Origin of the sequence: Glutamicibacter sp. ZJUTW, assembly GCF_008370855.1 — a bacterium.
In the GTDB taxonomy this organism is placed as follows: domain Bacteria; phylum Actinomycetota; class Actinomycetes; order Actinomycetales; family Micrococcaceae; genus Glutamicibacter; species Glutamicibacter nicotianae.
In genome coordinates, this window is sequence record NZ_CP043624.1 from 2900423 (window position 1) to 2924099 (window position 23677).

General features: G+C 64.3%; 24 protein-coding genes. 8 read left to right on the top strand and 16 right to left on the bottom strand.

What is annotated here, in order from left to right:
• Nucleotides 1-98 precede the first annotated feature (98 nt).
• The 3 genes from F0M17_RS13645 to F0M17_RS13655 all read right to left on the bottom strand — a co-directional run bounded on the left by F0M17_RS13645 (nt 99) and on the right by F0M17_RS13655 (nt 4079).
• Entirely contained in the window at nt 99-1622 is a 1524-nt protein-coding gene (locus F0M17_RS13645; RefSeq protein ID WP_149597316.1) for an APC family permease, read from the bottom strand.
• Between the two features lie 153 nt (nt 1623-1775).
• A complete protein-coding gene (locus F0M17_RS13650; protein ID WP_073707823.1) occupies nt 1776-2648 on the bottom strand; it encodes a universal stress protein in 873 nt (290 codons plus the stop codon).
• A 3-nt stretch (nt 2649-2651) separates the two neighbouring features.
• A complete protein-coding gene (locus F0M17_RS13655; RefSeq protein ID WP_149597317.1) occupies nt 2652-4079 on the bottom strand; it encodes an NAD(P)/FAD-dependent oxidoreductase in 1428 nt (475 codons plus the stop codon).
• A gap of 105 nt (nt 4080-4184) precedes the next feature.
• Between F0M17_RS13655 and F0M17_RS13660 the strand changes: the two genes are divergently transcribed.
• Both F0M17_RS13660 and F0M17_RS13665 read left to right on the top strand, forming a co-directional pair.
• Nucleotides 4185-4832 carry a TetR/AcrR family transcriptional regulator gene (locus F0M17_RS13660; RefSeq protein ID WP_038993333.1) on the top strand — a complete coding sequence of 216 codons (648 nt, stop codon included), beginning with the start codon at nt 4185-4187 and terminating at the stop codon, nt 4830-4832.
• Nucleotides 4833-4834: 2 nt separating this feature from the next.
• Entirely contained in the window at nt 4835-5044 is a 210-nt protein-coding gene (locus F0M17_RS13665) for a DUF1049 domain-containing protein (protein WP_149597318.1), read from the top strand.
• Here the strand turns inward: F0M17_RS13665 and F0M17_RS13670 are convergent.
• The 8 genes from F0M17_RS13670 to F0M17_RS13705 all read right to left on the bottom strand — a co-directional run bounded on the left by F0M17_RS13670 (nt 5041) and on the right by F0M17_RS13705 (nt 10952).
• The gene (locus F0M17_RS13670; protein WP_038993331.1) at nt 5041-5229 is read right to left on the bottom strand and encodes a hypothetical protein; all 189 of its coding nucleotides are present in this window, start codon (nt 5227-5229) and stop codon (nt 5041-5043) included. The genes F0M17_RS13665 and F0M17_RS13670 overlap by 4 nt on opposite strands.
• A gap of 164 nt (nt 5230-5393) precedes the next feature.
• Nucleotides 5394-5765: a hypothetical protein gene (locus F0M17_RS13675; RefSeq protein WP_073707820.1), complete on the bottom strand. Its 372-nt coding sequence runs from the start codon at nt 5763-5765 to the stop codon at nt 5394-5396.
• 359 nt (nt 5766-6124) lie between these two features.
• Complete coding sequence (locus F0M17_RS13680) at nt 6125-6370, bottom strand: hypothetical protein (RefSeq protein ID WP_073707819.1); 246 nt, start codon at nt 6368-6370, stop codon at nt 6125-6127.
• Nucleotides 6371-6569: 199 nt separating this feature from the next.
• Entirely contained in the window at nt 6570-7058 is a 489-nt protein-coding gene (locus tag F0M17_RS13685) for an Lrp/AsnC family transcriptional regulator (RefSeq protein ID WP_052254055.1), read from the bottom strand.
• Between the two features lie 152 nt (nt 7059-7210).
• Entirely contained in the window at nt 7211-8467 is a 1257-nt protein-coding gene (locus F0M17_RS13690; RefSeq protein WP_149597319.1) for an MFS transporter, read from the bottom strand.
• Between the two features lie 7 nt (nt 8468-8474).
• Entirely contained in the window at nt 8475-9599 is a 1125-nt protein-coding gene (locus F0M17_RS13695; protein WP_210416650.1) for an NAD(P)/FAD-dependent oxidoreductase, read from the bottom strand.
• A 9-nt stretch (nt 9600-9608) separates the two neighbouring features.
• Complete coding sequence (locus F0M17_RS13700) at nt 9609-9926, bottom strand: bifunctional 3-phenylpropionate/cinnamic acid dioxygenase ferredoxin subunit (protein WP_038993327.1); 318 nt, start codon at nt 9924-9926, stop codon at nt 9609-9611.
• Between the two features lie 96 nt (nt 9927-10022).
• Nucleotides 10023-10952: an N-acetylglucosamine kinase gene (locus tag F0M17_RS13705; RefSeq protein WP_149597321.1), complete on the bottom strand. Its 930-nt coding sequence runs from the start codon at nt 10950-10952 to the stop codon at nt 10023-10025.
• Nucleotides 10953-11123: 171 nt separating this feature from the next.
• Between F0M17_RS13705 and F0M17_RS13710 the strand changes: the two genes are divergently transcribed.
• Nucleotides 11124-12257 (top strand): mandelate racemase/muconate lactonizing enzyme family protein, encoded by a 1134-nt coding sequence (locus tag F0M17_RS13710; protein ID WP_149597322.1) that lies wholly within the window; start codon nt 11124-11126, stop codon nt 12255-12257.
• Nucleotides 12258-12317: 60 nt separating this feature from the next.
• A complete protein-coding gene (locus F0M17_RS13715; RefSeq protein ID WP_121867333.1) occupies nt 12318-13034 on the top strand; it encodes a FadR/GntR family transcriptional regulator in 717 nt (238 codons plus the stop codon).
• Between the two features lie 74 nt (nt 13035-13108).
• Here F0M17_RS13715 and F0M17_RS13720 read toward each other — a convergent pair whose 3' ends face one another.
• From F0M17_RS13720 to F0M17_RS13740, 5 genes are all read right to left on the bottom strand, one after another.
• Nucleotides 13109-14467, bottom strand: coding sequence for a gluconate:H+ symporter (locus tag F0M17_RS13720; protein WP_149597323.1), 1359 nt, complete (start codon nt 14465-14467; stop codon nt 13109-13111).
• A gap of 423 nt (nt 14468-14890) precedes the next feature.
• On the bottom strand, nt 14891-15283 hold the full coding sequence (locus F0M17_RS13725) for a universal stress protein (RefSeq protein ID WP_121867335.1): 393 nt from the start codon (nt 15281-15283) through the stop codon (nt 14891-14893).
• Nucleotides 15280-16809, bottom strand: coding sequence for a tripartite tricarboxylate transporter permease (locus F0M17_RS13730; protein WP_121867336.1), 1530 nt, complete (start codon nt 16807-16809; stop codon nt 15280-15282). Before F0M17_RS13730 ends, F0M17_RS13725 begins: the two co-directional genes overlap by 4 nt.
• 24 nt (nt 16810-16833) lie before the next feature.
• Nucleotides 16834-17418, bottom strand: a complete 585-nt coding sequence (locus tag F0M17_RS13735) for a tripartite tricarboxylate transporter TctB family protein (protein ID WP_149597324.1) — start codon at nt 17416-17418, stop codon at nt 16834-16836.
• A 50-nt stretch (nt 17419-17468) separates the two neighbouring features.
• Entirely contained in the window at nt 17469-18467 is a 999-nt protein-coding gene (locus tag F0M17_RS13740) for a tripartite tricarboxylate transporter substrate binding protein (RefSeq protein ID WP_128469213.1), read from the bottom strand.
• 152 nt (nt 18468-18619) lie between these two features.
• Here F0M17_RS13740 and F0M17_RS13745 point away from each other — a divergent pair, with 152 nt between their 5' ends.
• The 4 genes from F0M17_RS13745 (at nt 18620) to F0M17_RS13760 (ending at nt 23571) form a co-directional block, all read left to right on the top strand.
• The gene (locus tag F0M17_RS13745; RefSeq protein WP_149597325.1) at nt 18620-19510 is read left to right on the top strand and encodes a LysR family transcriptional regulator; all 891 of its coding nucleotides are present in this window, start codon (nt 18620-18622) and stop codon (nt 19508-19510) included.
• 139 nt (nt 19511-19649) lie between these two features.
• On the top strand, nt 19650-20588 hold the full coding sequence (kdgD, locus tag F0M17_RS13750) for a 5-dehydro-4-deoxyglucarate dehydratase (protein WP_149597326.1): 939 nt from the start codon (nt 19650-19652) through the stop codon (nt 20586-20588).
• A 49-nt stretch (nt 20589-20637) separates the two neighbouring features.
• Entirely contained in the window at nt 20638-22239 is a 1602-nt protein-coding gene (locus tag F0M17_RS13755; RefSeq protein WP_149597327.1) for an aldehyde dehydrogenase (NADP(+)), read from the top strand.
• Between the two features lie 3 nt (nt 22240-22242).
• Nucleotides 22243-23571 carry an enolase C-terminal domain-like protein gene (locus F0M17_RS13760; protein WP_149597328.1) on the top strand — a complete coding sequence of 443 codons (1329 nt, stop codon included), beginning with the start codon at nt 22243-22245 and terminating at the stop codon, nt 23569-23571.
• Nucleotides 23572-23677: the final 106 nt, after the last annotated feature.

The window sequence follows — 23677 nt, forward strand, 5'->3', positions numbered from 1 at the left end:
AACCTAGAACTGCGGTAGTTTGCTGCCCTCAAGCAGCAACCCCAATGACCGGCCCATGATCTGCTCATGGGCGGGCCATTGGGTTTGCGGCTCTTGTGCTACTTCAGCAGCTTGCGGGTCCTGATGGTTTCACCCCTGAAGAATGCAGGGTTGCGCAGGCGCATCCACAGCATGATGGCCACGCCGAGCAGCAGCACGCCAACCCCGAGGATGAACACCATGCCTACTCCCCCGATTTCGGAGCCCGAGCCGTACTCCGGATTCATGGATTCGATGGCAGTGGCAAAGAACATCACCAGCAGCACGATGCCGCCGATCAACGGCGCCAAGAACGTGCAGAAGAAATTCCGGGCATTATCGAACAGCTCACCGCGGAAGTACCAGACGCAGGCCAACGCGGTCAGCCCGTAGTAGAAGCAGATCATCAGGCCCAGTGCGGTGATGGTATCCCATAGCGCGTTCTCCGAAAGCAGCCGGGTGATCACATAGAAGCCGGCAGCTGCCGCGGCGGCAGCGAAGGTCGCCACCGACGGGGACATGAAGCGCGCGGAGATCTTCGCGAAACTGGAGGGCAGCGCCTTGTAGTAGCCCATGGCCAGCAAGGTGCGCGCCGGCGAGACCATAGTGGACTGCAGCGAGGCAGCCGAGGAAGACAAGATGGCCAGGGACATCAGCATGGCCAGCGGGCCCATGATCGGACCGGAAAGCACAGCGAAAATCGATTCCTGGTTCTCCGGGTTGCCTGCGCCCAAACCGGTGGTGCCCACGCCGGCCCAGTAGATCACCCCGAGCGACACGGCCAGGTATAGCGCGATGATCACCAGCACTGTCCAGGTGGCACCGCGTCCGGGAACCTTCTTCGGATCGGTGGTTTCCTCGTTCATGGTCAGCGTGACATCCCAGCCCCAGAAGACGAAGATGGACAGCGAGATGCCCGCGGCGAAGGCCGAGAAGGTATCGATGCCGGCGGGGTTGAACATCTGCCAGGTAATCGGCGTCGGATCATTGGGCTGGCTGGAGGTCAGCGCCATGATGGCAAAGAGCAGCAGCACCGCGACCTGGAACCCGACCAGCACGTACTGGAAGACCTTGGTGGCGTTCATGCCCCGATAGGAAATCCAGGCGGCCACCGCAATGAACACCAGCGTGGTGGGAATGTTGATCCACAAGTTCGTGGTCAGCTCGGCAATCCAATCCTGCCCGGTGAGCTGGGCAAGGAGGATGTAGAAGAAGTCCACGGCCACGGCCGCCAGATTGGAGAGCACAATCACCGTCGCGGCGATCAGGCCCCAGCCGCCCATCCAGCCGATCATCGGCCCGAAGGCACGTGTCGCCCAGGTGAAGGAGGTGCCCGAATCCGGCATGGCGCTGTTCAGCTCGCGGTAGCCCAGGGCCACCAGCAGCATCGGCAGGAAGCCGGCCAGCAGGATCGCCGGCAGGCTGGTGCCGACTTCGGCCACGGTGGCGCCGAGCCCCGCGGTGAGGGTGTAGGCCGGGGCGATGCAGGAGATGCCGATAACGACAAGTCCCAGAACGCCCACGGTGCCCTTGGGCAGTCCTTTTTCGTGCAGTCCGCTCTCGGAGCGTGCAGGCGGCGATGCCTGCCTCAGGTCTTGCGACATGGTGGTTACCTTCAAACTTTCAGCGGGGTGTGCGTGCGTCGGCTACAAGTACCGAGCCACCTTCCGTCAGGGGTCAGTGAGGCGCCGTCCGCGCAGTTTCGCGGCAGGCGTCCGGGGAATATAAGGGGTGGTGCAGGATTTTTGCGGTGTTTCCTAGCGGGCCGCATCAAGGGTCGGGATGACGCCGATGGGCACGTTGAGCTGGCCGAGTATCCGCTGGGCCTTGGGCCCGATGAATAGACGGCGCGGAGCGGCCAGCCGGGCGGAACCGAGCAGCGCCAGGTCCCCGTCCTGCCAGGACAGCTGGGCCGTGGCTTCATCCAGTCCCTGCCCGGAGACCACCTCGATGGCCGCATCCAGGCCCAGGGACTCGGTCAGTTCCTCCAGATAGCTGCGGGTCTTGGCCAGGTGGTCGCCCAGCTCTTGCTCGGAGTTGGCCAGCTCCGCCTGGGAGATGAGCGTGGCCACGCGCAGCGGCAAAGCGCAGGCGGCGGCGATCCGCGCCGAGAGGCCGATGACCTCGCGTGCGCCGGGCCGGTCCCCGACGAAGGCGGTCAGCCGGGTGATCTTCCCGTTGGCCGCGCGCAGCGTGGCCAACGACGCCGGCGAGGACATGAATACTGCCATCGGCGATGAATGCAGCAGCGCGTTGGCAATCGCCCCGGGGCTGAAGAAGCCGGCGCGGTGGCGCTTGCGCCCGCCCAGCACAATCCCGTGAGCCCCGAATTCCTCGCCCAGGGCGATGAGCCCCTCGGCCACCGAGGGCACCGAGCGGGCTACCGCCGAGGCGGCGATGCCCTCCGGCACCAGGGCCAGGGCTTCGGCCGCCCAGCGGTCCACCTGGGCGGAGAGGATGGTGGAGAATCCATGATCCCCGCCGGGGTAGACCGCATTGAACGGGGTGGAGGCTGGCAGCACGATGGCGATCTTCAAGGATGCATCGCGGGTGCCAGCCACCAGGGCGCTGGCCAGTTCGATGGCTTCGGCACCGCGCTGGTCAGCGGTGTAGCCTACAAGCAATTTCATGGCTTAGGCGTTCGCCTCTTCCTTGGCACCGGTCAGCGTGGCCACCCCGTCATAGCTCTGGTCGTAATCGGTGCCGTCCAGTGCGGCAATGATGCGTGCGGCCGAGCGCCGGCCCATGCGCACCGCGCCGTCCACGTGCTGGAACCCTTCGCCGGCCAGGTCGGAGGAGGAGAAGTAGATCGGTCCGACATTCTCGTTCTGCGCCGGGCCGAAGCGGTGCAGGCCGCCCAAATCGTAGCTGGTGGCGTAGGCTCCGCGAGTCCATTCCTCGGCGGCGAAGTCCGAGAGGTAGAAGACCTTGGGATCCAGGGCCTTCTCCCCCAAGTAGCCGGCCATGGACTTGAGGATCTCCGCGCGGCGCTGCTGCTCGTCCAGTTCCCACATGGCGTCGGCCTTCAGATCCGAGATGAAGCCGACCAGGGTGCCGGTCTCTTCGCCGATGTAGGTGTTGTCGTAGATTTCCTGGACCAGGTTGGCCGGACCGAAGCAGGTGCCGGAGAGCCCCTCTTCGCGCCAGAACGGGGTGCCGTAGACGGCGTGCACCTTGATCACCAGGCCCATGGACTGGTGCTGGTGGGTGACCTGCTGCTTGCGCGGCAGCGCCGGAACGTAGGAGATGCGCGAGTACAGGTTCGGCGGCACCGCCAGCACGGTCTTCTTGGCCGAGACGGTTACGCTGCTTCCGTGGGCCACCACGCCGCCGTCGAACCATTCGAGCTTGAGCACCGGGTTGCCCAGGAAGACGATGTCCTCGCCCAGCTTTTCGGCCAGGGTCTTGGAGACGCCCTGCATGGTGCCCACGATGCGCCGGTCCAGGATGAAGTCCTCGTCGACCAGGTTGTCGAAGGAGCCGGCCGAGGACGCCATGAGCACCGCCTGCAGCGCGGAGAAGGTGTGCGCCGGCTTGGTGAGCATGCCCCCGGCGATGAACAGTCCCACGTTGTTGCAGGCCAGTTCGTCGGCGGAGTGCTGGCGCAGGAAGTGGTGGAAGGAGATCTTGTCCAGTTCTTCGGCCTGCGGGTGCTCCCATGGCCTGTCCGGATCCATGCCAGCGGCCAGTTCGTTCATCAGCGCTACCAGCTTGTCCATTTCGGCTACGGTGCTGGCGGCTACCGGGAAGTCCTCCCCTTCGTAGGCGATCCGTTCGCCGTCCTCGGTGAGGTAGACGCTCTTGCCGGCCTTGTAGCGTTCGAAGGTCTCGATGCCCAGCTCGTTGATCAGCGAGTAGAGTCCGGTCTGGTCGGGGCTGATCCACTGGCCGCCGATTTCGATGGTCGCCCCGTCCATCTGCTCGGTCCAGGTGCGGCCGCCCACGCGGTCGCGGGCTTCGAGCACGGCGACGGACTTGCCTGCCTTGCTCAACTCATAGGCCGCTGTCAGCCCCGAGGGTCCCGCACCGATGACGACGACGTCGCGTTCGAGATGTTCCATGATCGCTCCCTTGCACAATTAAATGAATATGGTTCATTTACCTGTCATATAGCATAGGGTACGAACATCCAGTTGTGAAGCACCCCACGTCAGGAAGAGGTCCGCATGAGCGAAACGGAAGCGAGACGAGCCGGCCGCCCACGCAAGGCGGTGCTGAACCGGGAGCGCATCACCGAGCATGCGCTGGAACTGGTTTCCGGGGACGGCTACGAGTCGCTGACCATGCAGCGGCTGGCAAAGTCCCTCGGCGTCTCGCCCTCGGCGCTCTACAACCACGTCGATTCGAAGCACGACCTGCTGCAGTGGATCCAGGAATGGGTCATGGCCGATATCGACACGTCGGTCTTCGATGAGGCGGGCATCAAGGAAGCGCTGCTGAAGTGGGCTACGAGCTACCGCAACGTCTTCGCCCGGCACATTCCGCTGATCCCGGTCATTGCGGTCCTGCCGGTCACCGATTCACCGCGCACCCTGGGCATGTACGAGCGCGTGGCCGAAGCACTGGCGGACTTCGGCATGGCGGAGAACGAGATTGTGCCGACGATTGTCGCACTGGAGTCGTTCATTTTCGGCTCGGCCATGGACACCGCCGCGCCCCATGACATTTTCGATACCAGCAACCACCAGGATCTGACTCCGCATTTCACCCGGGCCGTGGCGGCGCAACGCCGCTCGAAGCTCGATACCAGCGATGATTCGTTCCAGCGCGGGCTCGCGGCTCTGGTATCCGGCCTGCTGGCCAACGGAAGCTGATCATGGATAAAGAGCCGAAGCCGCGGATCACCGGCAAGCAGTGGGCTTCCATTGCACTGGTGGCTATTGCGCTGGTCTTCATCCTGCAGAACCTGACCTATGTGCGCGTGGAATTCTTCCTCTTCCACACCTCCGCGCCGTTGTGGCTGATCCTGCTGATCACCTTGGCGGCAGGCTACGCCATCGGGCGGTTCTCCAAGCGACGGAACTAGTCGTCGAGGATGGCCCACTCCCCTACTTGCTCGTTGTCGGAGTCGTAGACGTCCTCCTGGGCGCCGGCAACGATCGGATACATCGTGATGTTCGTCGACCAGTCCCGCAGAATCTTCTGCAGCTCTTCCAACGGTTTGAGCTGCATGTTCTCGGTATCGAAGTTGACTTCCAAAACAAAACGCATGGCCTGCTCCCATCCTTGTCGGTTGCCGCCATCCTATGCCCGCAAGGCCAGAAATACGAGACTTGCCGCAAGTCCCAAGGCAGAACCGATGCCAATCGGGGACGCACGAAAAACGGGACCCCGAGTTGCCCCGGGATCCCGTCTTCTGAAAATGCTTGGGAAAGCTACTGTACAGCGCTCATGTAGCTCAGCGACTGGAGCGCTTCGTTGCCGCCGACCTTGTACAACGCCAGGACCAGGCCGCCGAACACGACGCCCATCAGGGCAGAAAAGCCCAGGGAGATCTTGACCAGCGAACGGACCTCGCCGCGGCTGATCTCGGCTTCATCGTTCAGGTAGCGAGCTGCGCCTTCGGTGAAGCTGGCTGCCGGGGTCAATGCGGGAACCGGAGCGGTGAGCAGATTCGAGGCAGTGTCGATTGCCCCGCTGCGCAAATAGGCAACAGTCATGCGGTTCTTGCGATCCTGGCGAAGCTTGACGATGTTGGCGCCGTGGCGTGCCAAGAGGATGTCTTCACCGAGTGGGATCGAGGCCATTGCTGCTGCTCCTAAAGAATTATCATTTTGCGCATTTCCAGTCATATCCATCATTTCCGACCATTTATCTATTGAGAAGTGGTTTGTTCAGAAGCCCACACGACCTTGTGATGCAATCCGCATGATTCTGGGGCTAAATCGACTTTTCTGGTGACGGGGAGCATAGTTTCCAATAATTGTTCCGGGTTAGTTATTGGCTGGTATTTCGTAGGTCACAGGGAATTGCGACTGATGACATTTCATGGATTATTCGTCGTCGATAAATGCGCAGACCAGCGCGTGAAATGGTTGGCGGCACGGCAGAGCCCCAGTCCAAAAGTGGACTGGGGCTCGGCACGATCAGCGCAAAGGGCCAAACCCTATGCGGTCTTCAGATCCTTGCCGTCCTGCTTGCGCTGGCGCTTCGCTGCGCGGATCTGCAATGCCAGGTCGTGGTTCGACAGGTCTTCCGGCGAGGCAACGCCGCGCTTGCGGGCCTTGGCAATCAGCGCCTGGCGGATTTCCGCCTGATGAGTGCGCTTGTACCGGATGACCAGCACAGCAGTTGCAACGGCCAGAACAATCAACGTCACCACTGCGGTGATCAGAGTTGCGTCAAAATTCATGGACTTCTCAACCTCCCCATTCATTCAGTCGCAGCTGCGGCAGGTTCCACTGCCGTGCTGGAGAACCGGTCCCCAGCAGCCAACGGGCCGCAGCCATGCTAAGAGAAGAACATCAAGTTTAGCATGTTTCTTCGAGCAATGCCGTGAGGCAGACCGCTCCTGCGAACATCGAACGGTCGAGAAACGGCAAGAATGCGGGTCAGAACTCTCCGCTGCCGTGTCCGTGTTCGAACACCAGCGAGGTCTGCGTCGTCGCGACTGCGGGATTCGCAGAAAGGTTGTCGAGCACGAACTGGCGCACGTCCGAGGAGTTGCGCACCGCGACGTGCAGGACGAAGTCGTCGGCACCACCGAGGAAGAACAGTTGCCGCACCCCGGGCTTGCTTCGCATGTCATTGGCGAAGTTCGACATCAGGTGACGGGCTCCGGGCCGGATCTTCACGAAGATCAGCGCTTCCAATTCGCGGCCCAGCACCGCCGGGTCCACTTCAATGGTGAAGCGCGAGATGACTCCCGAATCACGCAAGGCGTTCAAGCGCGCCAGGCAGGTCGACGGCGCGATGCCCAGCTCTTCGGCCAGGGAGTTGTTGGTCCGCCGCGAGTTCTTCGCCAGCAGCGCCAGCAACTTGCGGTCAATGCCGTCAAGCTGCGTCGCCCGGCTTTCCCGTCCTGGTTCGTTCAGTGGCATTCGGCCGCACCTGCTCCTCGTTATTGCGGATCGCTGGATTCATCATACGACCTCGGATGGCGCCCCTTGGCGCTTTTCCCCACCAGTTCCCGGCGACGCGCAGCTTCCTTGCCGGTGGGCTGCACGATGCCGCAAGCTGGTTGGCCCAGGATTTACGGAACGCTCTTGATCTGGCGTACCAGCACGGCGCCGAGGAGGCTGATCACCACCGAGCACAGGAACAGGGTCGGGTAGCCGCCAAACCAGGTCACCGTCAGCCAGGCGATCAGCGGCGCGACCACCTGAGGCAGGGAGTTGGCAATGTTGATCATGCCCAGGTCCTTGCCGCGAGAATCGGCATTCGGCAAAACCTGGGTCAGCAGCGCGAAGTCCACCGCCAGATACGCGCCGAAGCCGATGCCCAGGAGCACTGCGGCGATGATGGCGGTGGTGAACGAGGTAGCGAAGGTGAGCACGCCTGCCGCGGCGGCCACGATCACCGAGGAGAGGATGACGTATTTCTTGCGCTTGCCATCCTTGTCCGACAGCTTGCCGGAAATCACCGAGGAGAAGATGACGCAGAAGGCGTAGATCGCCGTCAGCACCAGCACTCCCCGGGCCGGCTCCGGATGCTTGATGGCGTCCTGCAGGAAGAACAGCAGGTAGACCAGGCAGAGCTGGCAGCCCAGATACAGCAGGAAGCGGGTCAGCCAGGCCCAGCCGAAATCGCTGTGCTTGACCGGGTTGATCCAGAAGCTGCGCAGGAATTCCAGCGGCTTCAGCGGCTCCAGCGCGCCCTTGGGCAGCGCGACGTCTTGGCGCATCAGCACGAAAGGGATGGAGCAAATCGCCACGGCGGTTGCGACAATCGCGTAGCCGAAGACCAGATTGCTGGCAGCGACCATGCCGATCACTGCACCGATCAGCGAACCGCAGGTTTGGCCTAGGGCCACCAGCCCGCCAACCATGCCGCGCTGCTCCACCGGCACCTTGTCCGGGATGGCCGCGAAGATCGCTGCCAATGCTGCATTGCCGGCCGCTTGCATCAGCGCCCAGCCGATGACCAGCGTGCTGACGGTGTGCGCTGTCGACATCAGCAGCAGGGCCAGTGCAGCGCAGATTGTTCCGAAGAACACCCACGGAATGCGCCGCCCGAATTTCGAGGTGCTGCGGTCGCTCAGGGCGCCGAACAGCGGGTTGGCTACCAGCGAGACGGCCGCGCCGACACCGGTGACCAGCGAAAGGATCGCATTCTTCTGGCTGGCGTCCAGCTGTTCGGCGTGCAAGCCGAGCAGCACCTGGATCGGTGCGAAGAAGCCGACATTGATGCCGATGTGGACAATGACCACCGCGGCGATCCAGCCGGGGCCAACTCGTTTGATGGGCGTCCGCAGGGCCGCGGGAACGTCCATCGGTTCGGCTGCACTCATAAGTTTCCTACCGGCCTAACTCGCGCGGACCCACGGTTGGGTCCTTCAATTGTTCAATGCTTGGAGTGGCTGGCTTGGCGATCAGCCGTTTCACTGCCTTGGCCATCAGGCCTCCATCGATCATCGAGGCTGACACCAATGAGCCATTGGCATCGAGACCGAAGACCATCTGGATCTTGCCTCGCCGGTTCAGGCGGGTCACGGTGCTGGCGGCCTGGCTGAAGTCTCCGACCGTTTCCACGTGCATTTCGTGGCGGTCGCTCCAGAACCACGGTACCGATCGTTGCACAGCGGCAGTGCCCATGATCGTCGCCGCCGCCTGGGCTGCATCTTCCATCGCGGCTTCCCAATGCACGGTGCGCGGCTGGTTTTCTTCCCGGGCGGCGTCGCCGATGGCCAGCACCTGCGGGCAGCTGAGCGACCGCTGCTGCGCATCCACCAGGATCCCGTCATCCACCTCCAGGCCCAGCTGCTCGGCGAGCGCGGTTTCAGGTTCGACTCCGATGGCAGCAACGATCAGCTCTGCCTCATGGCGCTGGCCGTTGACCAGGGCATGGTTCGGACCGAGCTCCGTGACCGCACCGGTCACGGTGGTGATGCCGTGGTTGGCATGGTCTGCGTGCAGCTGTTCGGCAAGCTCCTGGCCCAGCACATGGGCCAGCGGCGCGTTGGAGTTGGAAACCAGGGTGACCTGCGCTCCGAGCATCTTGGCGGTGGAAGCGAATTCGGCCCCGACCAGTCCCGCTCCGATGACCAGCACTCTCTGGCCGAACATCCCGGATTCCAGGACCTCGGAGATCCAGGCCGCGTCGGCCGCGCTGTGCAGGCTGCGCGCGTGGTGCCCGCCGGGGATCTCCAATGCCTTGGGCCGGGTGCCGGTCGCCAGCACCATCCAGTCATCGGCCGCCTGAGGCAGCTGCAGGCGCTCCACCTCTTCCTGGATCAGCCCGACATTATTGCCCTGGTACCAGGACAGCGGTGCAAACGGTTCAAACTGCAGGGATTTGCTCAGCGGAGGGCGGTCATAGGGCAGGCCTTGGGCATCGCTGATCTTGATGGATCCGGGGTAGTTCTGCTGCACCAGATGCCGGGCCAGGGTGTATCCGGCGACCCCGCCTCCGATAATGTGCACGGAAGGCATCTAGACTTCAAGCTCCAAGAAGCCATCCACAACGTTCACCGTGTAGGTCCGGGCATCTACGGTAGCTGGCATGCACAGCACCTTGCCGGTCTTCAAGTCGAAGCTCGATGAGTGCAATGGGCACTCCACCGTGCAGTCTTCGATCCAGCCATCGGAGAGCGACGCGACTTCGTGCGTGCATTCATCCTGCAGGGCATAGAAGTTGCCGTCTTCGGCGTGGAAGATCGCAATGTCTTCGCTTGCGCCGCTGTCTTTGGCTTCAACCAGCAGCGATTCGCCTTCTGGGACAAGATCTACGGGACCAACTCGGAAACTCACGATGACTCCTTAATAATCACTAGGTTCTGAGCTAATCTTGTCACTTATTGTTTGCCAGCACCTATTTGATGGCCCGTGTTCACCGCTGTCCACGACTTACTGTTGCGCACGAAAGCGCGATACGAGCTGATGCAATGGATGCTCATCCGGCAAGAGCGCCAGACCTTGGGCCCCATCCAGCCCATCGCCCGTCGAGTCCTGGACATGCGCAGCGGGGATGAGCAGCTGCAGCTGCTGCACGAAGCTGTTCCTGACGTATTCCCCGGCGAGTGCTCCCCCTATGGCCGCCACCGGGAGCGGACCGGCGTCCTGTTCCAGTCCCGCGCGGCGCACTGCCGCCACGGCGGAGCAAGCCAATTCCTCGCCAGCCCGCGCGCAGATTTGGGCGGCTACGTCATCGGTGGCCGCCAACTGGGCGACGTTCTGGGCGAAGGCGGCTACTGTTGCCACCCTGTTGGGCATGGCCTGCAGGTCGATATAAGCCTCGGTCAGGTCGGGCCAGAGCTGCGCGAGTTCGTCGGTCAGCGCAGTGGCTGGCCCTCTGCCGTCGAAGCCCCGCATGGCGGCGCTCATTGCCTGCTGGCCTATCCAATAGCCGCTGCCGGCATCTCCCATGATGTAGCCCCAGCCATCGACTCGCGCTACCGAGTCTGGGCCCACTGCCAGTGAGACAACGCCGGTTCCGGCGGCAACAACCACGCCTTGGCGGTCGCCCAGTGCTCCGAGATAGCTGGTCACCGAATCATGCGCCAGCGCAATATCAGTGATCTCTGGGGATCCGATGAGTTCAAAGAGCTGCCGTGCGTCGTGTTCGGCTTTCACCAGGCCGGTGGTGCCGACACCAATCATCGTGATTACTCCGGGGGTCTCGGCCAGCGCGTGGCGGATAGCTCGTGCCAGTTGCGGCAGGACCGGCTCGTTGGTTTGCACGCCGGGAAAGCGCTGATCTTTGATCTCGCCGCGGTGTTCGAAGCGGATCTTGATCCCGGTCTGACCGCCATCTACTGCCAACACTTCTTGAACCATTGATGTTCTCCCTTTGCGCTTGCCTTCAGCCTACTTCGGCGCTGGAACGTACAGGATCCTGAACATGGAAAACCGGCAAACGATGGTAATTCAATATCTTGTATTACAAGTTTTAAACTTGTAACATAACTTATGCCACGTTTCGCCCAGACCACTCGCAGGAGTCAAACCATGAGCTACACCCCGGACGCCATCCGCCACGTCAAGCTGTCCACAGCACGGCTTCCACTGGCCACCCCCATTTCAGATGCGAAGGTCTTCACAGGCCGCCAGAAGCCCATGACAGAAGTGGTCTTCCTCTTTGCCGAGATCTTGACCGAACAAGGGCATGAAGGCTTCGGATTCTCCTACTCCAAGCGGGCGGGCGGACCAGCACAGTATGCCCACGCCAAGGAAGTCGCCCAGACGATGATCGGCGAGGATCCCAACGACATCGCCAAGCTTTACACCAAGCTGCTGTGGGCCGGCGCTTCGGTGGGTCGCTCCGGCGTGGCCACCCAGGCGCTGGCGGCGCTGGATATCGCGCTCTACGACTTGAAGTCCAAGCGCGCCGGACTGCCGCTGGCCAAGTTCCTCGGATCGCACCGCGACTCGGTACGCACCTACAACACCTCCGGCGGTTTCCTGAACGCCAGCATAGAAGAGGTCAAGGATCGGGCGACCCAGTCCATCGAGGAAGGCATCGGCGGCATCAAGATCAAGGTCGGCCTGCCGGACAACGCCGAGGACTTGCGCCGCGTCGCCGCGGTCCGCGAGCACATCGGCCCGGATGTCCCGCTCATGGTCGACGCCAACCAGCAATGGGACCGGGCAACCGCACTGCGCATGGGGCGCCGGCTCGAAGAATTCAACCTCGTCTGGATCGAGGAACCGCTGGATGCCTACGATGCCGAGGGACACGCAGCATTGGCCGCCGCGTTGGATACGCCGATTGCCACCGGTGAAATGCTGGCTTCCGTATCCGAGCACGAACGCCTGATTTCAGCACGCGCCTGCGACATCATCCAGCCCGACGCTCCGCGCGTTGGCGGCATCACCCAGTTCCAGCGGCTGGCAACCCTCGCCGACCAGGCCGGCCTGGACCTGGCACCGCACTTCGCCATGGAAATCCACCTGCACCTGGCGGCGACCTACCCCCGCGAACCGTGGGTGGAGCACTTCGACTGGCTCGACCCGCTGTTCAATGAGCACTTGGAAACCAAGGACGGCCGGATGCTGCTACCGCCGCGTCCAGGGCTGGGCTTCACGCTCAGCGACCAGGCCCGCGCCTGGACCACCGAAACCGCTGAATTCGGCACCGCCTGAGTGCCTGGACTCCCGCGCCGGAACCGCCTGCTAGGCGGTTCCGGCGCTTATCCTTTAACCATGCACAGCGACAAACCCAATCTGGCATCGGCCCTCGTCAGGCACCTGCGCGAGCAGATCAGCGGCGGTGCCATCCCTCCGGGACAGAAGCTGCCCAGCGAGAATGAGCTGATTGCCGAGCACGGGGTATCGCGCACCGTGGTCCGCGAGGCCATCACCCGGCTGCAGGCCGAAGGCCTGGTCTACACGCGGCGCGGTGCCGGCAGCTTCGCCTTGACCCCGCCACCTCCTACCGAGCCCGCCGCTCAAACGCTGGTTCCGCGGACCGTCGCCGAACGCCGGCAGCTGATCGAGTACCGGGTAGGGTTCGAGACCGAGGCCGCCGCCGCAGCGGCCAGCACCCGCACCGAGGCTGACCTGTCAGCAATGGACCAGGCGCTGCGGGGCTTCGAGGCCGCGGCGGGCAACGCCGCAGTGAGCATGAGCTGCGATTTCGAATTCCACCTGGCCGTGGCCAGGGCTACCGGCAACCCGTATTTCGGACAGGCAGTCCAGAATTTCGGCCCCTCCATGATCGCGATGCCGCGCGGCCGGTTGGATTTTGCTGACGCGATCACCGCCGACCGGCTGGGCTCGGTAGCCGCCGAGCACCGCGCGGTGCGTGACGCCATTGCCTCCGGCGATCCGCAGATGGCCGCCGCGGCCATGCGCCTGCACCTGGGAAATTCAATCCTGCGACTGCAGGCCGAAGCCGGGGCACGCAGCCGCAGCATGTAGAAGACCCTCGGCTGCCTGGAATTGAGCACAACGCCGGGCCTCCGAGGGTCTTTCCTCATCTTTGAGTGCGGGATCTAGGAAATCACCAGGTCCAGCGCGAAGACGCCAACCAGCCCGAGCACCGCCAGCGTCGTGGTGTAGGTCGTGCGCACCGCGAGCGCCTGCCCGACATTGAGGTTGAAATATTCCTTGAACATCCAGAAGCCCGGATCGTTCACATGGCTGAAGGCGATCGAGCCGCAGGCGGTGGCCAGCACCATCAGTTCCGGGGACGCTCCGGTGGCAGCGACCAGCGGGGCGGCGATGCCGGCCGCGGTCGATACCGCCACCGTTGCCGAGCCCAGCGCAATGCGCAGGATCACCGCGATGATCCAGGCGAGGAACAGCGGGCTGAGGTTCCAGCCGGCGGTGGTGTCCGCGATGTAGTCGGCGATGCCTGCCGAGACCAGCACCTGCTTGAAGGCGCCGCCGGCGCCGATGACCAGCAGGATCATGGCCATGGCCCGGGCTGCCTCGCTCATCGACTTGGCGACCTGCGCCATGGAGCGGTTATGCAGCGGACCGAAGGCCACAATTGCCACGAGCAGGGCGATGAGCAGTGCCACTTCCGCGGATCCCAGCAGCGCCAGCACGTCCTCGGCGCCCTGGCTGAGTGCCATGGTCATGCGCATGATTTCGGAACCTGCAATCAGCGCGATGGGCAGCAGCGCCACCAGGAACGACAGGGCGGCCGAGGGCAGTTCCTCATCGGCGAAGTCCTTTTCCGCCAGCAGCCCCGAAGGCATCTGCGGGTTCATTTTCCGCACGAAGGCCAGCCGCGGCCAGACCATCGCAATGGCCACCCCGACCGGGATGGCAATGAGCAGTCCGTAGGCCAGCGTCAGCCCGACCGAGGCGTTGTACAGTCCCGCCACGGCGGTCGGCCCCGGGTGCGGCGGCAGGAAGGAATGCATGGTGGACAGCGAAATGGACATCGGCAGCCCGACCCATAGCAGGTTGACCTTGGTGGCGCGCACCAGGGTGAAGGCCACCGGCACCAGGATCACGAACGCTACCTCGTAGAACATGGTCACGCCGATCAGCATCGCGGATATGACCATGGCCCACTGCACGCCGCGTTCGCCGAAGACCGAGAGGATCTTGCGGGCGATGCGCTGCGCCGCCCCGGCATCGCCCATGACGCGGCCGATCATGGCGCCCAGGCCGATGACGATGGCGGTGCTTCCCAGCTGCCCGCCCAGGCCATCGGTGATGATCTCCGGGATGTCCGCGATGCCTGCGGGCTCGCCGTCCACGGTCAGCGATCCGGTGGCGACGGCCCAGAAGGCCACGAGGGTGGCTACGAGGATCAAGGCGATGAATCCGTTGAGCTTGAACCTCATCATGAGGATCAGCAGCGCGATGACCGCCAGCGCTACGACAAGCAGGGGCATAGAGGGGCTCCGATCTGGGGAGTACTTCGGAAAAAGGGGGGTTGAATCTCGGCAGTGCGGGCGGTGGCGGGGCCTCGAATCACGTGAGGTGCCGCATAGCGCCGTGTGCCTGCAATCACGTTAGTAAGCCCGCATTGTCCCCGTCCAAGACTCGATCCGCATGTTTTGATACCCAGCCAGCATCACTTGGATCACCCGTACGGCGGCAAATCCCGCGATCCCGCGAAATTCCGGCGATCCACGCGCCGCGGGGTATTCCGCGCAGCATTGCGCCGCTCACCGAGAATAGGGCATTTGGTGACGAGGCTCACAATGGTTGGCATGTTGCAACTATCCAGGAGCCACCGGTCCGCAGACACGCCAAGGCCGCGGAAAGCTTCGCTTGAAGCCTTCCGCGGCCTTGGGCTGCGGTGCGGTAGCGGGTCAGCCGGCCTTGACGGCAAGCACCGGATGTTGCGCCTGCAGCAGAATGCGCTGGGCATGGGAGCCCATGATGAACTTGCCCACCTGGCTGCGCTGGCGCAGCCCGATGACGATCAGCGACACCTCGTGCTTCTCGGCCAGCCCCAGGAACTCCTCGGTCAGGTCATCACGGTAGCTCGATTCCACGATCTGGGCCTCGATACCCGCCGCGGTGGCAGCTGCCAGCACCCGGGCGAGGTCCTCGGGCGACGCGGTGTGCTTGTCCACCAGCGACCCCTCGCGCGAGGAGTTCACGATGAGCAGCGGCTCCTCGCGCAGCTTCGCCTCGCGAATGGCCGCGTCTACCGCTGCCTGCCCTACCGGGGTAGGGACGTATCCCACGATGATGCTCATGCGTTTTCCTTTTCCTTCACGGCCTGCACGGCCATCGAGCGGTTCTTGCGCTGGTCGATGGCCGACTTGACCATCGGCCACACGGCGACGAAGACGAACACCACCAGCAGCGTTGCGGAGATCGGGCGGGTCAGGAAGCCCGAAGGGTCGCCTTCCAGCACCAGCAGCGAACGGCGCAGGTTGGATTCCAGCAGGCTGCCCAGCACGAACGCCAGCACCAGCGGGCCGGGCTCGAAACCGAATTTCTTCATCAAGTAGCCCACCGCGCCGAACATGACCACCAGCATCACGTCGAACATCGAGTTGCGGATGGTGTACGCGCCCAGCAGGGTGATCAACGCGGTGATCGGTGCCAGGATCGCGGCGCGGATGCGCAGGATCCGCACGAACACGCCGATCAGCGGGATGGACATGATCAGCAGCAGGATGTTCCCGATGTACATCGAGTTCACCACGCCCCAGAACAGCTCCGGGTCATTGGAGATCAGCTGCGGTCCCGGGGTGACGCCCTGGATCAGCAGCGCACCGAAGATGATCGCCATGGTCGCATTGGCCGGGATGCCCAAGGTCAGCAGCGGGATGAACGAGCTGGTCGCCGCCGCGTTGTTCGCGGTTTCAGGTCCGGCGACGCCCTCGATCGCGCCCTTGCCGAAGCGCGAAGGATCCTTCGCGGTCTTCTTCTCCAGCGCGTAGGAGGCCAGCGAGGAGATCGTCGCGCCGCCGCCGGGCAGGATGCCCAGGAAGAAGCCGAGCACCGAGCCGCGGCCGATCGCCCCGGAGGCCTGCTTGATGTCCTTGCCAGCCGGCCACACATTGGCCACCTTCAGCGGGGCGGACACCGCCCGGTGCCGCTCCTCCAGGTTGTAGAGGATCTCGCCCACGCCGAACAGGCCCATGGCGATCGGCACGAAGTCGATGCCGTCGGCCAGCGACAGGTTGCCGAAGGTGAAGCGCTCGGCCCCGGTGAAGCCATCGCGTCCCACGGTGGCCAGGAACAGGCCCACCGCGGCGGCGATGATCGCCTTGATCTTGGAGCCGCCGGAAATGGTGGCCACCAGCAGGATGCCCAGCAGCGCCAGCGCCGTGTACTCCGGCGGGCCGAAGTCAAGGGCGAAACTTGCCACCAGCGGCGCCAGGAAGGTCAGCCCGACAATGGCGATCGTGCCGCCAATGAACGAGCCGATGGCGGCAATGCCCAGTGCGGTGCCGGCCCGGCCCTGCTTGGCCATGACATAGCCGTCGAAGACCGTCACCACGGAGCTGGCTTCGCCCGGAAGGCGCAGCAGCACCGAGGTGATCGTGCCGCCGTACTGGGCGCCGTAGAAGATGCCGGCCAGCATGATGATCGCGGTGACCGGCTCGACGCCATAGGTCAGCGGCAGCAGGATCGCGATGGTGGCTGCCGGGCCGAGGCCCGGCAGCACGCCGATCAGCATGCCGATGACGACGCCGAGCAGGCAGTAGAGGAGGTTTGTGGGGTCCAGGACGGTGCCGAAGCCGTCCAGAACTGGTCCGAAGAAGTCCATAATGGGTCAACCTTTGGTTGCGGCTTAGAAAAGCCGGGGAATCGTGGTGCCGAGCGCGGCGATGAAGATGGCGTAGAAGGCCACGACGACCAGCACCGAGTACAGCACCGCCGAGCGCCAGCGCTCACCGCCCAGCCAGCGCATCCAGACGAAGCACAGCAGCAGCGCCGGGATCTCGAAGCCGATCAGCGGCATCAGCACCACCATCAGGATCAGGGTGGCGAAGCCGATGACGGTGTACCAGCTCATGGCGCTGAACTTCTCCCCGTCCTTCCCGCCGCGCCGGCCCACGATGAGCTGCACCACGGCCATGACCGCTGCAATCAGCGAGACGATGAAGGGCCACATCCCGGCGCTGGGCGCCGCAGGGGTGCCCAGTCCCAGGCCAACGGACAGCGCCATGCCGGCGCCGCCCAGTCCCAGCACCACCAGGCTGGAGGCAAGGTTCGCCACGCCCCCAGCCCGTTCCGGGGCTTCGGCTTCCCATTGGGCGGCGAGTTCTTCCGGGGTCAGCGCCTCGGGCGACTCGTCGTTCTCGGACTGCACCGGTCCGGGATCCGCGGGGGACGCGGCGGGCACCGGCGGGCGTTCAGCGTGTTTGGCTTGCATGATGTTCGTCCTGTGCTTGAAGTGTTCCTGGTCAGCTGGCTGCCGCCGGGCTACTTGCCGGCCAGCGAGATGCCGTACTCGTCGGTCAGTTCCTTGTACTTCGCGGCCAGCTCATTCCACTCGGTAGTGACCTCTTCGCCGGAAATCTCGTTCGGGGTCAGCATGTTCTTCTCGTTGAACGACTTGTAGGCGTCCGTGGCTACCGCGTCCTTGATGGAGGCCACCAGCTTCTGCTTGGCGTCATCGCTCAGGCCCTTCGGAGCGGCGATGGCGCGGTACTGCGAGACCGGGACTTCATAACCTGCCTCGATGGCGGTGGGAACGTCCGGCAGGAACTCATTGCGCTCGGCAGAGAAGACCACAATCGGGGTGACGGTGCCGGCATCGATCTGCGGCTTGGCTTCGCCCAGCTGCACAGTTGAGACCTGCACCTGGTCGCCCATCACGGCGGTCAGTGCCGGGGATCCCGAATCGAAGGGAACCGTGGTGCCCTCGACATCCGCCTGGGCCAGGATCAGTTCCTGGGCCAGCTGCGAGCCGGTGCCCACGCCGGTGGTGCCGAAGGACAGCTTCTTGTCGCTGTTCTTGATATCGTCGAAGTTCTTCAGGCCCGACTTGGTGCTGGCCACCATGACGTAGTCGTCCTGGCTCAGCCCCATGAGCACATCGAGGTCATCGAGCGAGACCGCTTCCTCCTCGGAAACCGCCAGTGGAGTAATGGTGATCAGCGAGGCGTTGAGCAGCACCAGGTTCTGCCCGTCCGGGGCCATGGCCGCCACCTCTTCGGTGGCCAGCGCGCCGTTGGCGCCCGGCTTGTTCACCACTGGCAGGGCAACGCCCAGGGAGTCCGCCATGCCATCGGCCGCGGCGCGCGCGATCAGGTCGGTGGAGCCGCCGGGTGCCTGGCCCACAGTCAGGGTGATGGGGCCGCTGGGGAATTCGGCGGAGGCCGAGCCCCCTCCGACGTTGCCGCCGCAGGCGGAAAGGGCCAGCACCGCGCCGGCGGCCGAGAGGGCGAGCAGCGAACGACGAGTCAAGCGGTTTTTCATGGGAAGTTCTCCTGATAATCGAGTGTGTGTGACCTGGGGCAAGCTATTTCGTGAGACAGCTCACCTTGAAGGCCTTGGGGTCAAGCGTAGAAACTTGAAGTGATGCATGTCCAAGGTTGAATGTGCATAGAATGATTCCGGAAAGGTATCAAATGTTTACTCTGGACCAGGCGCGCAGTTTCGTTGCGGTTGCCGAGGAGCTGCACTTCGGCCGGGCGGCAGAGCGGCTGAACATGACCCAGCCGCCGCTGAGCCGGCAGATCCAGAAACTAGAGCGCACCGTCGGGGTGGAACTGCTCGAGCGCGACAACCGCCGAGTGGCCCTCACCGCGGCAGGCCACGCCTTCCTGCAGGATGCCCGGCGGCTGGTCGTGGCCGCCGAACGCGCCCCCGATAATGCCCGCCGCATCGCCGCGGGCCAGCTGGGCGAGCTGCGCATCGGCTTCACCGCGGCCTCGGGCTTCAGCCTGCTCGGCTCGCTGCTGGGGGAAATCTCCTCGCAAATGCCGCAGGTCCATCTGGAGCTGGCGGAAATGGTCACCGGCGAACAGGTCGACGCCCTGCTGGATGGCGACATCGACCTGGGCCTGGCGCGTCCGCCCTTCGACGAGAACCTCTTCGAGTCCGCACTGCTGTTGACCGAGGGTCTTTATGTCGCGGTGCCGTCCGGCCACCGGCTGACCCGATTGCAGCGAGATGTCTTATTCGAGGACCTGCGCAACGAGCCCCTGATCATGCACTCCCCCACCAAGGCCCGCTACTTCTATGACCTGGTGGTGCGCCGCGTCGAGATCGAGCACAAGAACGTGCGCCATACCGTCAGCCAGGTGCTGACCATGATCGCGCTGGTCTCTGCCGGGCGAGGCATCGCCTTCGTCCCGGAGAGCGCCAAGCTGCTCGGCGTGGGCGGGGTCAGCTACCTGCGGCTGGGCGAGGTCACCGACGATCCGGTGCAGCTGCACGCCATCTGGAGCAAGTCCTCGCGCAATCCCGCGCTGGGGCGGGTGGTATCGATCGTGCGCCACGCACTGCACGCCGAATGATGCGCGCTGGGTATCAAACAATACAAATATGGGCTTGGACAGGCATCACTACCGGTTCCTAGGCTGAGGGTAATACCAATGCACTACCCCCAGCTTTCCCGCCTCGCATGATGCGGGAACCCAGTCAAAGGAACGAATCATGGCCCAGTACACCCCCGCCGAACTTGCCGCCAAGCTCAAGGACGGCCTGCTGTCCTTCCCGGTGACCGCGTTTGACGCGAATCTGGAAATCGACGAGGCCGCGTACCGCAATCACCTGGCCTGGCAGTCCAGCTTCGACGTCGCTGGCCTGTTTGCCGCCGGCGGCACCGGCGAAGGCTTCACGCTGACCCCGGAAGAAGCAGCACGGGTGGTCCGACTGGCTGTCGAGGAAGCGGGAACCAGCGTTCCCGTACTTGCCTCGGCCGGCGGCTCCACCAAGCAGGCCATCCAGAATGCGCAGGATGCCGAGGCCGCCGGCGCCGAAGGCCTGCTGCTGCTGCCGCCATACCTGACCGAATGCGACCAGGAAGGCCTCTACCAGCACGTATCGGCCATCTGCTCCGCAACCAAGACCGGCGTGATCGTGTACAACCGTGCCAATGCCATCTACTCGGCAGAAACCGTCACCCGGCTGGCAGATAACCACGAGAACTTCATCGGCTTCAAGGACGCGCTGGGCGATATCGAGCACCTGACCAAGGTCTACGCCAAGAACGGCGACCGCCTGTTCTACCTGGGCGGCCTGCCTACCGCCGAGACCTTCGCGCTGCCGCTGATGCAGCTGGGCATGAGCACCTACTCCTCGGCCATGTACAACTTCGTTCCGGAATTCGCGCTGGACTTCTACAAGGACGTGCGTGCCCAGGACCTGCAGGCGGTCAACGAGAAGCTGAACCGCTTCGTGCTGCCGTACCTGGAGATCCGCGACCGCGTCAAGGGCTATGGCGTGTCCATCGTCAAGGGCGGGTTGAAGGCCATCGGCCGCGACTCCGGCTCGGTGCGCCCGCCGCTGCAGGATCTGACCGAGCAGGATCTGGCGGACCTGTCCGCGCTGATCCAGAAGGCAGGCATCGTTCCTGCCGGTGCAAGCCTCTAACGGGCATTCGCACTTCAGGCACACCAAGTATTCGACTCAGGAGTAATTCATGAGCACCACAACGCAGAACCTGGCTGGCCAGTCCATCCTTGCCGGAACCAGCACCGTAGGCAGCGGCAAGAAGGTCAACGGCTACAACCCGGCGACCAACGAGCCGCTGGAACCTGGCTACAGCCTCATCGATGAGCAGCAGCTGAAGCTTGCCACCGCTGCCGCGGCCGAGGCCTTCGATTCCTTCCGCTGTCTGGAACCGGCGAAGCACGCTGACTTCCTGGACGCCATCGCAGAGAACATCGAGGCAGTGGGCACCGAACTGGTAGCCCGCGCCATGGCCGAGACCGGCCTGCCCGAGGCGCGCCTGACCGGCGAGCGCGGGCGTACCACCGGGCAGCTGCGGCTGTTCGCCCAGGTCATCCGCCAGGGCGACCAGCACGGCGTGCGCGTGGACCCGGCACTGCCCGAGCGCGCCCCGGCACCGCGCGTGGACATCCGCCAGCGCAAGATCCCGGTAGGCCCGGTGGCGGTCTTCGGCGCATCGAATTTCCCGCTGGCCTTCTCCACCGCCGGCGGCGACACCGCTTCGGCGCTGGCTGCCGGCTGCCCGGTGGTCTTCAAGGCGCACAATGCCCACCCGGGCACCAGCGAAATCGTGGGACAGGCGATCACCAAGGCGGTCAAGGATGCCGGCCTGCATCCGGGAGTCTTCTCCCTGGTCTACGGCCCGGGTGCTTCCATCGGCCAGGCGCTGGTGAAGGATCCAGCCATCAAGGCCGTGGGCTTCACCGGTTCCCGCGCCGGCGGTACCGCACTGATGGCCGCCGCCGCTGCCCGCCCGGAGCCCATCCCGGTGTACGCCGAGATGAGCTCCATCAACCCGGTCATCTTCTTCGACGGCGCACTGGCCGAGGACCCGGCAGCGCATGTCGCCGCCTACCTCGGATCGGTCACCGGTTCCTCGGGACAGCTGTGCACCGCACCGGGCCTGGTCTTCGTCCCCGAGGGCGAGGCTGGCGACGAATTTGTGCGCGCCATCAGCGGCCAGGCACCGGAGACTTCCGGGCAGACCATGCTCACCGAAGGAATCTACCGCTCGTGGGTCAAGGGCACCGAGACCCTGTCCGCCCAGGAAGGCGTGGAGCTTGTAGGCCGTGGCACGGACGGGGCCACCGAGAACGCCCCGGCCCCGGTCGTCTACTCCGCCGGCATCAGCCAGCTGCTGGAGAACCCGGTGTTGCAGGACGAGATCTTCGGCGCCGCCTCGCTGGTCATCCGCTACGGCAGCGGCGAGGAACTGGCCACCGCGCTCTCCCGCCTGGAAGGACAGCTGACCGCCACGTTGCAGCTGACCGAGGCGGACCACGCCACCGCGGCCCAGGTCATTCCGACCCTGGAGACCAAGGTGGGCCGCATCCTGGTCAATGGCTGGCCGACCGGTGTCGAGGTGGGCCATGCGATGGTCCACGGCGGCCCGTTCCCCGCCACTTCCGACCCGCGCACCACCTCGGTGGGCACCCTGGCCATCGAGCGCTTCCTGCGCCCGGTTGCCTACCAGAACTTCCCGGAGGCGCTCTTGCCCAAGCCGATTGCGGCAGGCAACCCGTGGAACTTGACCCGCCGTATCGACGGCGTCCTGCAGGCGAAAGGCGAATAATCCATGGCTGCACAACCCACCATTGCCTCGGTGAAGGTCATCCCGGTTGCCGGGCATGACTCCATGCTGCTGAACCTCTCCGGTGCGCACGGGCCGTTCTTCACCCGCAATATCACCATCGTCACCGACTCCGAGGGCCGCACCGGCCTGGGCGAAGTGCCTGGCGGCGAGGCGATCCGTTCCACCATCGAGGAAGCCGGTGCACTGCTGGCCGGTGCCCCGGTCGCCATCTACCGTTCGCTGCTGCGCCAGGTCTCTGCCCGCTTCGCGGACCGCGACGCGGGCGGCCGCGGTGCGCAGACCTTCGACCTGCGCACCACCGTGCACGCCGTCACCGCACTGGAATCGGCGCTGCTGGATCTGCACGGCCAGTTCCTCGGCGTGCCGGTGGCCGAGCTGCTCGGCGACGGGCAGCAGCGTGACGCGGTGCCGATGCTCGGCTACCTGTTCTACGTGGGCAACCCGGACACGACGGACCTGCCGTACCTGCGCGAACCGCAGGGCAAGGACGACTGGGAGCGCCTGCGCCGCGAAGAAGCCATGACTCCTCAGGCCGTGGTGCGCCTGGCCGAGGCGGCACAGGCCCGCTACGGATTCAAGGACTTCAAGCTCAAGGGCGGCGTCCAGTCAGGCGACGCGGAAGTCGACGCGGTAATCGCCTTGAAGGAACGTTTCCCTGACGCACGCATTACCCTGGATCCCAATGGCGGCTGGCTGCTCGAAGACGCCATCCGGCTTGGCAAGCGCATGCGCGCAGTGGTGGCCTACGCCGAGGATCCTTGCGGTCCCGAGGGCCGCTTCTCCGGGCGCGAGGTCATGAGCGAATTCCGCCGCGCGACGGGGCTGCCTACCGCGACGAACATGATTGCCACCGACTGGCGCGAAATGGCGCACGCGGTGCGCACCAATGCAGTGGACATCCCCCTGGCGGACCCGCACTTCTGGACCATGTCGGGTTCGGTGCGCGTTGCCCAGCTGTGCAACGAGTTCGGACTGACTTGGGGGTCGCACTCGAATAACCACTTCGATATCTCGCTGGCCATGTTCACCCAGGTCGGCGCCGCCGCTCCGGGCGAGATCACTGCCCTCGATACCCACTGGATCTGGCAGGATGGCCAGGGCCTGACCGAGGAGCCGTTGGTGATCCGGGACGGGGAGATCAAGGTTCCGCAGCGCTCCGGTCTGGGTGTCACCCTGGACATGGATCGCGTCGCCGAGGGCCATGAGCTGTATCTTGAGCATGGGCTGGGTTCGCGCGACGATTCGGTGTCCATGCAATACCTGATTCCCGGCTGGACCTTCGACTCGAAGAGTCCCGCGCTGGTTCGCTAATGGGTCGCGACGTAATCTGAATACTGCGCCGTGGACGGTTGAGTGGGCTTTTGCCGCTTAACCGTCCACGGCTTCGATAAGCCCCGGTTATGGATTCACCAGTTCC